This window comes from Alteromonas sp. G4i35 (assembly GCF_054960375.1).
In genome coordinates, this window is the sequence record NZ_JBHNZD010000014.1 from 120,013 (window position 1) to 133,223 (window position 13,211).

A 13,211-nucleotide genomic window follows, 5' to 3' on the forward strand; every position below is an offset into this window, starting at 1 on the left:
GTTTCTTAGTTGCGAAACTTTTAGGTGCCATGGTTTCGCTTGGGAAATATTCACGCGGAGGCACCAGTATGAAGTCCGCGCCCGCCATCGACATAAATGATTTGTCCAGTGATGTAAGGGGCCGATGCCAAGAACGACAATGTTTTAGCAATGTCATTTGGTGTACCTAGTTCACCCAGTGGAATACTCGATATCAGTTTGTCTTTTTCGTCCTCGTCCATTTCCCGTTCTGGCCACAAAATTGCTCCTGGCGCAATACCATTTACGCGAACGTTGGGGGCTAAGTCTATAGCTAACGATTGGGTTAGTGAGGCAAGACCGGATTTAGCAATGAGGTAAACACTGTGTTTGGGGAGTGGACGGTCAATATGCATGTCGACCATATTGATAATGCAGCCTTTACTTACCGCTAATGCTGGTGCCAATGCTTGTGACAAAAACAATGGCCCCTTCACGTTACTGCCTATCAGAGATATCCAGTCGTCTTCTGAAATTTCGCCCACCGGAGTGGGGTAAAAACTAGAAGCATTATTTACTAAAACGTTTATCTGACCCCAAATGCCTAATGCTCGCTGCCCAAGTGCACTTACTTCGTCTGAATTACAAAGGTTGGCTTGAAGACAGGTAGCAGAGTCCTCCCGCTGACTATTTAGCTTTTCAGCCAGTGCAAGTGCCTCGTCTTTAGAATGCCCATAATGGATAATAACGCGATAGCCTTCGCTATGAAGCTGACACGCCATGGCGGCGCCAATTCGCTTTGCTGCCCCGGTAATGAGTGCTACAGGGCCTGAGTTTGTCATAATAAAAGCTACTCTCTATTTTAAATCGACTTATATCTATTTACAGTTTGCGGTGCTTTCTTTCTTAATCCGCAGGTAAAACGGCTGATGGGCAACAAATGCAAGCGAATTTGTTTGTTACATCAACGCTTGTAAATGTCATCTATTATTTGTTTGGCTTGCGTAATGTAATGCGCGCCGAATAATAACCCGTGATTTAAAATATGGTAAAGCTGGTAAATTGGTTTTCTTAATGGGTAATTTTTTTCAATTGGAGTGTGTTGATGGTAGCCCTCAAAGAATGATTGGGGAAAGCCACCAAACAATTCGGCCATGGCAAGGTCGGTTTCCGCATCGCCAACATACACAGCGGGGTCAAATAACACCGGTCCTTTTTTATTAAAGCCTGCATTGCCCGCCCACAAATCGCCATGAAGTAGTGAAGGGTGGGGTTGATGTAAGCTCAAGAGATGTCTTACTCGAGTAACAACATCGTCTATATTGCCATCTCCGCTTTTCCATGTACCAATTGATGCCAAGCGTTCTAGCATGCTACCAATCCGTTTTTCTGCAAAAAAGTCAGCCCAAGACGCCATTCTTCCATTGGTTTGTACACTGGCACCAATGTAATTGTCATGCGGCCATCCATAGCTGGTGTAGGCGTTAACCGCATGAAGTGCAGCGAGTTGCTGCCCTAAAATGAAATAGTCATTTTCAGTAGGTTCAATAAATCGAACGTGAGAAAGTACCAAATATTCCATATTGGGCGTTTCATTGGCTGTAATTCCATGGCAAATGACTCGCGGGGTAGCAATGGTTTGCGTGTTAGCGATGGCCGCTAGTCCTTCGGCTTCATGAGATAATTGCTGAGTATCATCATATTTGCGGGTTTTAACAAAGTAGCGATGGGTCGTATCTTTTATGATGTGACTTTCGTGTGTATCTCCGCCACTTACTCGTTCGGCTTTTTGGCAGCTAAAAAACTGCTGGGTTTCATCTGAAATATGCTCGCTGATAAAATGCCACATATTGCACGCTCTGCTTGTTTTCATGCTTTTTTTCAAGGCGATTGGAGTGTTGAGTGACTACTTTCCTATGGCACACTAGAACACCAGCGAAGAGCCGGTCCAGCAACCTTTATCGCCTTACACTAAAGTATGGGATAAAAACGGTGAAATGCATAAATTCCTACTCAAAATCTTCCTAAACGAAATCAAACCTTCACAAATTAGCCAATAAAGGCTTTTCGATATTGAAGTTGCCCCTACACTGGTTATAATCCACAACTTGCTTTAATACTGAGAAAACTCAGTAAGTTCGACGCGTATGCAGTTTTGCAGTACCAATGCGCTGTATTTTTATGCTGCTTCAAATAAAGCAAGTTTCGAGTGCTATAAAGCACGATTAAATTTTCAAAAATATGCATGTGGCGCAGAGTAGGCGTCACCACTGTAAAGGAATTAAAATGCCTGTAATTACCCTTCCTGATGGAAGCCAACGCGCTTTCGATAACGCTGTTTCTGTACTAGATGTTGCAAATGATATTGGCCCTGGTTTAGCCAAAGCAACCATTGCAGGAAAAGTAAACGGTGAGTTAGTTGACGCCGTTGATATGATTGACGCGGACGCACAACTTCAAATTATTACTGCAAAAGACGATGAAGGTTTAGAAATTCTTCGTCACAGTTGCGCGCACTTGTTAGGTCACGCTATCAAACAACTTTGGCCTAACACCAAAATGGCTATCGGCCCTGTTATTGACAACGGTTTCTACTACGATGTTGATATGGAAGAAAGTCTAACCCAGGAAGATTTAGCTAAACTAGAAAAGCGTATGCTTGAACTGGCTAAAACTAATTACGACGTGGTTAAGAACAAAGTTAGCTGGCAAGAAGCACGCGATGCATTTGAAGCGCGCGGTGAAAGCTACAAAATGGAAATTCTTGATGAGAACATCAGCAAGGACGACCGCCCAGCACTGTATCACCACGAAGAATACACAGATATGTGTCGAGGCCCTCACGTGCCAAACATGAAGTTCTGCCATCACTTCAAACTGATGAAAGTGGCAGGTGCTTACTGGCGTGGCGATAGCGACAACAAAATGCTTCAGCGTATTTACGGTACTGCGTGGGCAGATAAGAAGCAGCTTAAATCTTACTTACAGCGCTTAGAAGAAGCTGAAAAGCGTGACCACCGTAAAATTGGTAAAGCTCTAAACCTTTTCCATTGGCAAGAAGAAGCGCCAGGCATGGTGTTTTGGCACAACGACGGTTGGTCAATTTATACCGAGCTTGAAAGCTACGTGCGTAAGAAACTACGCGAATACGGTTACGACGAAGTAAAAGGCCCATTAATGATGGACCGCTCGCTTTGGGAAAAGTCAGGTCACTGGGACAAATACGCTGAAAACATGTTTACGACTGAATCTGAAAAGCGTGAATATGCCGTTAAGCCAATGAACTGCCCAGGCCACGTACAAATTTTCAATCAAGGTTTGAAATCGTACCGCGACCTGCCTCTTCGTATGGCTGAGTTCGGCTGCTGTCACCGTAATGAACCATCGGGCGCACTACACGGCTTAATGCGAGTTCGTGGCTTTACGCAAGACGATGCTCACATTTTCTGTACTGAAGAACAGATCCTAGAAGAGGTGAGTGGCTGTATTAAGATGGTGTACGAGACATACGCTGCGTTTGGTTTCGAAAATATTAAAGTTAAGCTGTCTACTCGCCCAGAAAAGCGCGTAGGTGCTGACGAGATTTGGGACAAATCAGAAGCTGCGCTTGCAGATGCACTTAAAGCCAATGACATCGAATTCGATTATCAGCCTGGAGAAGGTGCGTTCTACGGACCGAAAATTGAGTTTACGCTGCACGATTGCTTAGACCGTGCATGGCAGTGCGGTACCGTACAGCTAGATTTCTCAATGCCAGGTCGCTTGGGCTCTACTTATGTAGCAGAAGATGGCGAACGCAAAGTGCCGGTTATGATTCACCGCGCTATTTTGGGGTCACTAGAACGCTTCATTGGAATTTTGACCGAAGAATTTGCAGGTTTCTTCCCACTCTGGTTGGCACCTCAGCAGGTTGTGGTAATGAATATTACCGACAAACAAGCTGAATATGCCTCAGATTGTGTAAAAAAACTGCAAGAATTAGGTTTTAGAGCAAAGTCTGACTTGCGAAATGAGAAGATCGGCTTTAAAATCCGCGAGCACACATTGAAGCGTATTCCGTATATGCTAGTTGTGGGCGATAAAGAAATGGAAGCAGGCGAAGTAGCAGTACGCTCTCGTCGCGGCGACGACCTAGGCAAAATGCGCCTGGAAGACTTTATTGCCATGGCTCAACAAGAAGTTGTTGAAAAGACGATTAAGTAGTTGAGCAAATTGTGTATAATGCACAATTAAGGTGTCTGCTTTTGGTTTTACTTTAGGTCAATCGACCTCCCAAAAGCAGACAAAAGAATTAAATGTTTGGAGGAATAGCACATTAAAGGCGCTAACAACAAGGCTCAGGGCGATAAAGCCCGCATTAACGATGAGATTAAAGCCAGAGAAGTAAGATTAATTGGCAAAGACGGTGAACAGGTTGGTGTGGTTTCTCTAGCAGAAGCTACTCGTAACGCAGAAGAAGCGGGCCTAGATCTAGTAGAAATCAGTCCGAATGCCGAGCCGCCAGTCTGTAAAGTTATGGACTATGGCAAATTCCTCTTCGAAAAAAGTAAAGCTCAAAAAGAGCAGAAGAAAAAACAGAAGCAAATTCAGGTCAAGGAGATTAAATTTCGCCCTGGCACTGATGAAGGCGATTACCAGGTCAAACTGCGCAACCTGCGTCGCTTTCTTGAAGGTGGTGATAAAGCCAAAGTTACGATCCGCTTCCGCGGTCGTGAAATGGCGCACCAAGACATCGGTATCGATCTACTAAACCGCGTTAAAACCGATTTAGAAGATATCGCTACATGCGAGTCTTTCCCACGTCGTGTGGAAGGCCGTCAGATGATCATGGTGCTAGCCCCAAATAAGAAGTAGTAACGGTCTAAAGTTTTAAGGAATCTGCACCCTTAAACACCTTGCTGCTAAACATTAACCGGTATGAAGTGACTGCAACACGAAAAATACCGATATCAAACAATGCGGAGTTTTAGCAATGCCTAAAATGAAAACTGTAAGCGGTGCCGCCAAACGTTTTAAGAAAACGGGTTCTGGCCGCTTTAAAAGCAAACAGTCTCACTTACGTCACATTCTGACTAAGAAGAGCTCTAAGCGTAAACGTCACCTTCGTGGCAAAAAACTGGTTCATGACTCTGATACCAAATTGGTTCAGCGCATGTTGCCTTACGTATAAGACTTAGGAGACTGATTAATGGCTAGAGTAAAACGCGGCACTATCGCACGTGCTCGTCACAAAAAAGTCCTCAAGCAGGCAAAAGGTTATTACGGCGCACGTTCACGTGTATATCGCGTAGCGGTACAAGCTGTAACTAAAGCTGGTCAATATGCTTACCGTGACCGTCGTCAGCGCAAGCGTCAATTCCGTCAACTATGGATTGCACGTATCAATGCTGCTGCTCGTCAAAATGGTATGTCATACAGCCGTTTCATTAACGGTTTGAAGAAAGCGTCTGTTGAAATCGATCGTAAGATCCTTGCCGACATCGCAGTACATGACAAAGCAGCTTTCAGCGCACTAGTCGAAGCGGCTAAAGGCGCATTAGCTTAATTATTAACTAATTAAGTTTAAGTTCTTTCGGAAAAAGGCGAGCAGGATGCTCGCCTTTTTTCGTTTTTGGGGTAAAGAGAAAAAAGCAGAACCGAAGCTCTGCTTGTATTCATTATCTTAGTGTGAAGTACTCTTATTTCTTGTCAACACGGCCGTAGCGGTCGGAAAACCTAACTATGTCATCCTCACCAAGGTATGCGCCTGATTGCACCTCTATGAGCTCTAGAGGAATTTTCCCAGGGTTTTCTAAAGCGTGTACTGCTCCAATAGGAATGTAAACAGACTCGTTCTCTGTTACCAATTTAGTATTGTCGTCAATGGTGACATTGGCGCTGCCTGAAACTACTATCCAGTGTTCGGCGCGGTGGTGGTGCATTTGAACCGATAGTTTTTCACCCGGCTTAACAGTAATGCGTTTAACTTGAAAACGGGCGCCGTTATCAATTGAATCGTAGCTGCCCCAGGGACGGAAAACTTCACGGTGAAATTCGAATTCAGGGCGCTTTTCTGCTTTTAATTTATTTACTACGTTCTTTATACTTTGCGCATCATCTTTATGCGCGACCATAACAGCATCTTTAGTTTCAACTACAATAACGTCTTCTAAGCCTATTACTGAAACTAGGCGTTGCTCTGCATTTACATAGCTATTTCGGGTCTTTTCTAAGATGGTATCACCTACACAAACGTTACCGTCTTCATCTTTATCTGCGGTTTCCCAGAGTGATGTCCAGCTTCCTACATCACTCCACCCGGCATCCAAAGGCACCATCGCTGCACTATCAGTTTTCTCCATCACAGCATAGTCAATAGAGTCATCAGGGCACGTGGAAAATATCTCAGAATCTACGCGAATAAAGTCTAAATCAGGCGCTTCAGTTTCGATTGCTCGTCGACACACTTCTAACATTTCGGGGTTATATTTACCCAACTCCTCAATATAACGGCTTGCCTTAAACATGAACATTCCGCTATTCCAGAAGAAATCTCCTGATTCAACATACTGTTTAGCGGTTTCAGGTTGTGGCTTTTCTACAAAGTCAGCGACCTCAAACCCAACGTTTAGTACTTTTCCCGCTTTAATATAACCATAACCTGTATGTGGCTTATCGGGGACTATTCCGAATGTGACAAGCTTCCCTTCATTCGCTAGGGCCTCAGCTTTAACAATAGCACTGTGGAAAGCCTCTTGGTCTTTTATTAAATGATCTGCAGCGAGCACAAGAAGAACAGGGTCATTCCCAGTTTTTGTGGCATGTAATGCCGCAAGTGCTATCGCTGGCGCAGTGTTTCGCCCCGCTGGCTCTAATAAAATACCGTCATGTTCAATATTTTTTTTACGAAGCTGCTCAGCAACTAAAAACCTATGTGCATCGTTACATATAAATACAGGAGGCTCGGCATTTGTTCCATTAAGTCGAGTGACTGTATCTTGAAGCATCGTGCTGTTGGATGTAAGCGACAAAAACTGTTTTGGAAGAGCGGCGCGAGACTTTGGCCAAAGGCGGCTACCAGTGCCGCCAGCCAATACAACAGGTTTCATAAACTGATGTCCTTTTCTTGAATTAGTGTATTTCTAATACGCGTTTTTGTTTACGAAGCCATTGAAAACAGTCATAAACACAATTTTGATATCAAACCAAATAGACCATCGGTGTATGTAGTCCAAATCATACTCAACACGCTGGACCATTTTGTTTGTTGTTTCCGTTTCGCCGCGCAAGCCGTTCACTTGTGCCCAGCCGGTGATACCAGGTTTTACTTTATGACGAAGCATATAACCCGTAATGATTTTCCGGTATTCCTCGTTATGCGCCACAGCATGCGGGCGAGGACCGACAATAGACATGCGACCTTGTAAGACGTTAATAAACTGAGGAAGCTCATCTAACGACGTGCGTCTTAGAAATCCACCTATCTTGGTTAAGCGAGCGTCGTTTTTCGTTGCCTGTTTCACAACGGCGCCGTTATCTTGCGTCGTCATAGAACGGAATTTATAGACAGTTATTTGCTTTCCATCGAGCCCATAGCGCTTTTGTTTAAAAATGACTGGTCCCTTAGAAGTTAGCTTAACCGCAAGGGCGATAGCTAGCATAGGGATGGAAATTAGCATCAAGATTATACTACTTAATACCACATCCTCTAGTCGTTTCAGCAGATCACTTGCGCCTTGGAACGGAGTGTCGTAAACACTGAGAGCCTGTACATTTCCAACGGTTTGCCAGCGAGCGTTTAGCAGGTTATACATAAAGAAATTTGGAATAACATAAACGTTAGCTGTGGTATCGCTGCATTGTTCGAGAATTGCACGAATACGGTTCTCTGCACTCATAGGTAGTGCAATGTAGATATAATCAACCTCGTTTCGCTTTGCCATTTCTATTGCGGCATCAATATTGCCAAGCACCGCACCTTGCATTTCATGCGGCAAGCGCTCTGCTTCTCTATCGTCGTATATACCGTTAAAACGAATACCTAAATGCTCGTTCTGTTGTATCTGAAGCGCTACATTCGCACCTAAATGAGTAGCACCAATGATAATAGAGCGGCGTGTATTCAGACCACTTTTACGAATTTGAAATAGAAATTTCCTCATGATGTAACGCCACAGAATCAAGACAACAAAAGAGGAGGCAAACCACAACAATATGGCCGGAGGTGGTGTTTTAATTTCTTGTACAAAAAAGTATCCCATCGACATCGTACCTAAAACACTCAGTGTCCAAGTAATTGCCGCAGCTCTAAGCATTTCAGGGGTTCTGTGTCCACGCCACGAACGATATAGCTCAACACCTTCTGCTGAGATTTGAAAGCAGATAACATTTACAAAAAGAAGAATTAAGCTGGTGGTGTCTATCTGGGTACCGTAATACGCTGCTGATGAATAATACAGAATTGTCACCAACGAAAGATCGATGAGCCTGTAGAAGGTAGAAAAACCACTCTGATTCCTTACTACCAAACCACCATTTGTATTAGGCTCTACCGGATGAGCTTTAAGTGCTTTGTTAGATTCTACTCTATTGTCCATTTAAGTAATCTCTAAGTGAAAAGTGAAGCCTGTAGCCAAAGCTAATGACAACATAAACAAGCCAAGCCATGAATTAAGAAGAATAGCGAAGACAACTAATAGAAATTAGGCAAGTATTATGCCCACTTTAAAAAGCTTTAGGATAAGACGTTACAACGTGCTGATTACATTCACGATGAAATTGATCAATTCTAAAGCTTAACCGCTCTAGTGTTACGATATTATATGGACATTGTAATTTTATTACAAAATCAAACTTCACAGCGTTCTAATTTGGTGCAAAATGCGTAGAATATAGCGCTAGCGCTTCTCATGGGCAATATAAGTAAGATAGCAAGTATCACAGTAATGGTCGTGTACACATGGCTGCAATAATACCGAGGTATAACTTGCAATACTTAGCTATCTCATTGGTGACACAAAAAATATAGCACTTAAAACCGTTTGCGCGAGCGCTGTAACATTGATGTATAAAGCGCGTGTCAGCAAAAGCGGCACGCGTATTGCTGAATTCTGTAGAGCAGTGAACTATTAAGGTACTAGCTTTAATTGCTTTGTAATAATTACACGTGATCTATCTGTTTCGCTGTTTATAGCGCTTTTTCAAGAGTTTTAGGAAAAAGGCTATAGTGATAATTTTGCACCGTTTTAATACACCCAAGCCATCGTAGGAAGGAAATAACATGTTAATAAGGACCAAGAGCATTCTAGCGATGTCGGTAATTTGCGCCACACCGACCCTCAATGCCCAAGAGGCAGGTCGAATTCAAGCTGGGCAATTTGATTTGATCCCTTCGTTTACATCTTCGATGGCGTATGTAGATAACGTAGCGAATGCACGCGACAATCAAAGAAAGATTTACAGCTGGCGTACTATCTTATCGCCGGAACTAATAGCGGCCACTCAAGTGGACGGAAACCCTGTTCAAATAGGGTATCGGTTAGAGCGTGGCGTTTACTTCTCCAGTGACAACGACGATTATACCGATCACTTTGTTGAAGCTTCTGGGAACTTCGAGCTGAATAGTCGACATCGAGTGAGCGCGCTCGCCCAGTACGAAGATGGTCACGAAGATCGCGGTACCGGTTTTTCAATCGGTACTGGATTAGATATTTCGACGCCGGATACCTATAAAAGCTCGAACCTTTCTGCTGAATATTCTTACGGTGCTGTTACCTCCGACGGCCTAATAACTCTCAAAACACGTCGACAGGCTCTCGACTATGATAGGTCTGAGGACGCCTACTTAATCCGTGACAGGGTAAAAACCATGGTGGGCGGAGAGTTTGGCTATCAAGTAGGCTCCGCCACAAGAGCCGTACTAGACGTAACCAAGACCTATGTTAGGTATGATGAACAATTGAATTTTGTTACACGTGACAGTGACGAAACGCGCGTCCTGGTTGGTGTTGTGTGGGAAAGCACGGCCGCGACAACGGGATTTGCGAAAGTAGGCTACAAGGAAAAAGATTTCGACAACCAAGCTCGCGGTACCTTCTATGGTACGGACTGGGAGGTTGGCATTGACTGGCAACCAGTCAGTTATACAACCTTCAGAATTTCAACAAGCGCAGACACATTTGAAACAAATGGTGAAGGTGACTTTATCCGAGGTCAAAATTATAGTGTTCGTTGGAATCATGATTGGCTTGAGCGCTTAAGCACTTCTTTTAGTGTTACTCAGCAAAACGACGAGTATGTGTTTAATGAGGTTGATATTGATAATAGAGATGATGAGCTGATGAATTACTCTGCGGCTTTAAATTACCAAGCGCGTAGGTGGCTAAAATTCAGTACTTACTATCAATTCACCGACCGCGATAGTAACCGAGAAACTATCGGATACGATAAAAGCGTCGTTGGCGTGACTGCTGAGGTAACATTGTGAGACAGAAGGCAATTAGTTTAGCTTCGATTTTATTCCTACTCGTGTTCAGTTCAATTTCCTTCGCCCAAGAGGGAAACTTAAGCATGAGTCAGTATCAACTTGGTTCTGGTGACAGAATAAAGATAAGTGTTTTTGGGCAAGACGATCTTTCTATGGAAGTCCGTCTGCCTGATGTAGGCACAATTAATTATCCTTTTTTGGGAGAAATCAAACTGGTTGGTTTGACCGCTGACGAGGTAGAAAAGAAAATCTACGACGGGTTGCTTGGAGATTATTTAGTAAACCCCTCTGTTTCAGTGGCAATTGTTGAGTACCGGCCATTTTTTATCGATGGTGAAGTAAAAAGGCCAGGTGGTTATCCTTATCAACCCGGGCTTTCGGTAAACAAAGCCGCAGCATTAGCGGGTGGGTACACAGAGCGCGCAGCGCGAGACAAAATCACCATTATTCGTGAAAAGGATGGCAGAACTAACGAGTTCACTGTAACCGTCAGCGATATGATCCAGCCTGGTGATATTATTACTATCAATCAGCGTTTCTTCTAAATTACGTAGCGTGCAGGAAATAAAATGGCAGTAAATGGCAGGGAAGAGTTCAATGCTGGTGTGTTTGAAAATGAGACCATCGACATTGCTCATTACTTAGGAATTATAAAGCGTTACGCATTTCGAATTGTTTCATTAGCAATTGCATTCACAATTTTAGTGGCATTGCTAGTAATGCGAATGACGCCGATGTTTACCTCTACTACAACTATTTTGGTAGAAGCTGAAAAAGCAAATGTTGTTTCTATTGAAGAAGTATACGGCCTTGATACAAAGCGCAAGGACTATATGCAAACGCAGTTTGAAATACTGCAATCTCGTCAAATTGCAGAGCGGACCGTTGAAAGCTTATCACTGTATAACAACGAAGAATTCATGCCGGATGATGAAGGCCCCACGTTGTTTGATGAACTTAAAGCTAGCCTCATCGAAACTTTACCGTTTCTACCACAGGAAAAACCCACTGAGCTAACTGAAGAGCAAATTTTAGCTGCAAAGAAACGTAAAGCTACGTCACTGTTGATGAGCGCTTTAACCGTTGAAATGGTAGATAACACGCAAGTGATGAGAATTACCATTACTACGGAATCACCCACGCTTTCAGCAGAATTGGCCAACGCAGTCGCAGACGTTTATATTGAAAACTACCTTCAGGCAAAGCTAGATATGACCGCTAAGGCAACGTCATTCCTAACAGACAGCCTTGAAGGACTTAAGCAAAAGCTTACTGTGGCTGAGCGCAATCTCGCCAAGTTCTATGAACAGAATCAAGTCGTCAATATTGATGGGGTGGTGGGTCTTGCGGCTGACGAACTAGAACAATTGAGCAAGCAGCTACTTGATGCGCAAACCGCACTTAAGCTTAACGCGGTTATCTACAAACAAACTCGTAATGATGTATCGTTAGATGACATCGCTCGTCTTCCTGAAGTGCTGAACCATCCCACTATCAGAGATGTTCGACGTGATGAAGCTAAAGCTATGACTCGTGTAAGCGAGCTCAGCAAGGTTTATGGACCTAAGCACCCTCGAATGATCGCTGCAAATGCCGAACTGACGTCTATTCGCGAAACATTAAGCAGCCAAATAAGGGATTTAATTACAAGCATTACAACGCAATATGAAGTGTCAGAAGATCGCGTTGCGCAACTGGAGCAAGAAGTCGCGCAAGCAAAAGCAGAGTTTCGTTCTCTGTCTGCTCTAGATAACCAACGCAGAGCACTTCAGCGCGAAGTTGATATCAACCAGCAGCTTTACAACTCTTTCTTTACTCGATTAAAAGAAACCGATGAGTTAGGTGGCTTCGAGTCAGCAAATGCACGAGTGCTTGATGCTGCTCTACCCAAATATACGCCTTCTGAACCCAATACAAAGCTGCTAATAGGTGCTGCTTTTGTATTTAGCATAGGTTTTGGTGTCTTTCTTGCTATTGCAATGGAAACCCTAAACAGCGGCATTCGTTCAGTTGAAGATGTCGAGCGTAAGCTTGGACAGCGAATGCTCGGTCTTATTCCGTGGCTCCCGCATAAGAAAAAGACAGACTTACCTATACGTTCGTTCTTCGATGGTAAAAAACATCAATTTGCTGAATCGGTGCGTACCCTTCGAACAAGTCTATCATTGCTGAATTTGGATAAAGAGCAGCAAGCTATAATGATCACATCGAGCGTGCCTAAAGAAGGCAAAACAACCGTTTCAATCAACTTAGCGTTCGCCTTGGGTCAGCTCGATAAAACAATACTGATTGATGCTGATTTACGCCGCCCGAGTGTGGGTAAGCAGTTTGGTATTCCAAATTACCAGCCCGGTGTAGCCAACCTCATCTTAAAGTCTCACACCTTCGATGAGTGTTTGGTGCAGGATGAAGAATCTAAAATCGATATCCTAACCGCCGGAACTATCCCATCAAACCCACAAGAGCTATTAGCCGACAAGGGGTTCGGCGAGCTTATCGAACAGCTCAAAACGCAATACAAATATGTTGTTGTTGATACAGCTCCTACTCAAGCGGTCAGTGACTCTATGGTGATTGCTAACTCATGTGATTCTGTGATTTATGTGGTTCGTGCGGACAGCACGAGCGACAAACTAATCAACAATGGATTGTCTCGTTTCCTACAAGTCGGACATCGTCTTGATGGGGTGGTACTAAATCAAGTAGACTTACGCAAATCTGGTGCGGCACAAAGGTATGCTGGATTCTACGACCAATATGGTTACACGAGTCATAAAGACAGCTAATA

Annotated in this window: 11 protein-coding genes; 7 read left to right on the forward strand and 4 right to left on the reverse strand. The window is 43.7% G+C overall.

The window, feature by feature from the left end; all coding sequences use genetic code 11:
- Nucleotides 1-50: 50 nt before the first annotated feature.
- Entirely contained in the window at nucleotides 51-800 is a 750-nt protein-coding gene (locus tag ACFI6L_RS10960) for a pteridine reductase (protein WP_110287947.1), read from the reverse strand.
- 122 nt (nucleotides 801-922) lie between these two features.
- Nucleotides 923-1,807 (reverse strand): fructosamine kinase family protein, encoded by an 885-nt coding sequence (locus ACFI6L_RS10965; protein WP_462574007.1) that lies wholly within the window; start codon nucleotides 1,805-1,807, stop codon nucleotides 923-925.
- Nucleotides 1,808-2,244: 437 nt separating this feature from the next.
- Between ACFI6L_RS10965 and thrS the strand changes: the two genes are divergently transcribed.
- The 4 genes from thrS to rplT all read left to right on the forward strand — a co-directional run bounded on the left by thrS (nucleotide 2,245) and on the right by rplT (nucleotide 5,503).
- Nucleotides 2,245-4,161: a threonine--tRNA ligase gene (gene thrS / locus ACFI6L_RS10970; protein WP_039230082.1), complete on the forward strand. Its 1,917-nt coding sequence runs from the start codon at nucleotides 2,245-2,247 to the stop codon at nucleotides 4,159-4,161.
- Between the two features lie 111 nt (nucleotides 4,162-4,272).
- Nucleotides 4,273-4,812 (forward strand): translation initiation factor IF-3, encoded by a 540-nt coding sequence (gene infC, locus ACFI6L_RS10975; RefSeq protein ID WP_071814473.1) that lies wholly within the window; start codon nucleotides 4,273-4,275, stop codon nucleotides 4,810-4,812.
- A 118-nt stretch (nucleotides 4,813-4,930) separates the two neighbouring features.
- Complete coding sequence (rpmI, locus tag ACFI6L_RS10980; protein WP_012518091.1) at nucleotides 4,931-5,128, forward strand: 50S ribosomal protein L35; 198 nt, start codon at nucleotides 4,931-4,933, stop codon at nucleotides 5,126-5,128.
- An 18-nt stretch (nucleotides 5,129-5,146) separates the two neighbouring features.
- The gene (gene rplT, locus ACFI6L_RS10985; protein ID WP_012518092.1) at nucleotides 5,147-5,503 is read left to right on the forward strand and encodes a 50S ribosomal protein L20; all 357 of its coding nucleotides are present in this window, start codon (nucleotides 5,147-5,149) and stop codon (nucleotides 5,501-5,503) included.
- 133 nt (nucleotides 5,504-5,636) lie between these two features.
- Here rplT and ACFI6L_RS10990 read toward each other — a convergent pair whose 3' ends face one another.
- Both ACFI6L_RS10990 and ACFI6L_RS10995 read right to left on the reverse strand, forming a co-directional pair.
- Nucleotides 5,637-7,046: a mannose-1-phosphate guanylyltransferase/mannose-6-phosphate isomerase gene (locus ACFI6L_RS10990; RefSeq protein ID WP_462573991.1), complete on the reverse strand. Its 1,410-nt coding sequence runs from the start codon at nucleotides 7,044-7,046 to the stop codon at nucleotides 5,637-5,639.
- Between the two features lie 33 nt (nucleotides 7,047-7,079).
- Nucleotides 7,080-8,534: an undecaprenyl-phosphate glucose phosphotransferase gene (locus tag ACFI6L_RS10995; RefSeq protein WP_014979002.1), complete on the reverse strand. Its 1,455-nt coding sequence runs from the start codon at nucleotides 8,532-8,534 to the stop codon at nucleotides 7,080-7,082.
- 683 nt (nucleotides 8,535-9,217) lie between these two features.
- On the opposite strand from ACFI6L_RS10995, the gene ACFI6L_RS11000 reads away from it, so the two are divergent.
- The 3 genes from ACFI6L_RS11000 (at nucleotide 9,218) to ACFI6L_RS11010 (ending at nucleotide 13,209) form a co-directional block, all read left to right on the forward strand.
- The gene (locus ACFI6L_RS11000; RefSeq protein WP_014998048.1) at nucleotides 9,218-10,423 is read left to right on the forward strand and encodes an outer membrane beta-barrel protein; all 1,206 of its coding nucleotides are present in this window, start codon (nucleotides 9,218-9,220) and stop codon (nucleotides 10,421-10,423) included.
- Between the two features lie 83 nt (nucleotides 10,424-10,506).
- Nucleotides 10,507-10,968 (forward strand): polysaccharide biosynthesis/export family protein, encoded by a 462-nt coding sequence (locus ACFI6L_RS11005; protein ID WP_014949103.1) that lies wholly within the window; start codon nucleotides 10,507-10,509, stop codon nucleotides 10,966-10,968.
- 24 nt (nucleotides 10,969-10,992) lie between these two features.
- Nucleotides 10,993-13,209: a GumC family protein gene (locus tag ACFI6L_RS11010; protein WP_462573992.1), complete on the forward strand. Its 2,217-nt coding sequence runs from the start codon at nucleotides 10,993-10,995 to the stop codon at nucleotides 13,207-13,209.
- Nucleotides 13,210-13,211: the final 2 nt, after the last annotated feature.

Coding starts and splice junctions, on each gene's coding strand:
- ACFI6L_RS11005 (WP_014949103.1), top strand. CDS start 10,507: ATGAGTCAGTATCAACTTGGTTCTGGTGACAGAATAAAGATAAGTGTT.
- thrS (WP_039230082.1), top strand. CDS start 2,245: ATGCCTGTAATTACCCTTCCTGATGGAAGCCAACGCGCTTTCGATAAC.
- ACFI6L_RS11000 (WP_014998048.1), top strand. CDS start 9,218: ATGTTAATAAGGACCAAGAGCATTCTAGCGATGTCGGTAATTTGCGCC.
- rplT (WP_012518092.1), top strand. CDS start 5,147: ATGGCTAGAGTAAAACGCGGCACTATCGCACGTGCTCGTCACAAAAAA.
- ACFI6L_RS10995 (WP_014979002.1), bottom strand. CDS start 8,534: ATGGACAATAGAGTAGAATCTAACAAAGCACTTAAAGCTCATCCGGTA.
- rpmI (WP_012518091.1), top strand. CDS start 4,931: ATGCCTAAAATGAAAACTGTAAGCGGTGCCGCCAAACGTTTTAAGAAA.
- ACFI6L_RS10960 (WP_110287947.1), bottom strand. CDS start 800: ATGACAAACTCAGGCCCTGTAGCACTCATTACCGGGGCAGCAAAGCGA.
- ACFI6L_RS10965 (WP_462574007.1), bottom strand. CDS start 1,807: ATGTGGCATTTTATCAGCGAGCATATTTCAGATGAAACCCAGCAGTTT.
- ACFI6L_RS10990 (WP_462573991.1), bottom strand. CDS start 7,046: ATGAAACCTGTTGTATTGGCTGGCGGCACTGGTAGCCGCCTTTGGCCA.
- ACFI6L_RS11010 (WP_462573992.1), top strand. CDS start 10,993: ATGGCAGTAAATGGCAGGGAAGAGTTCAATGCTGGTGTGTTTGAAAAT.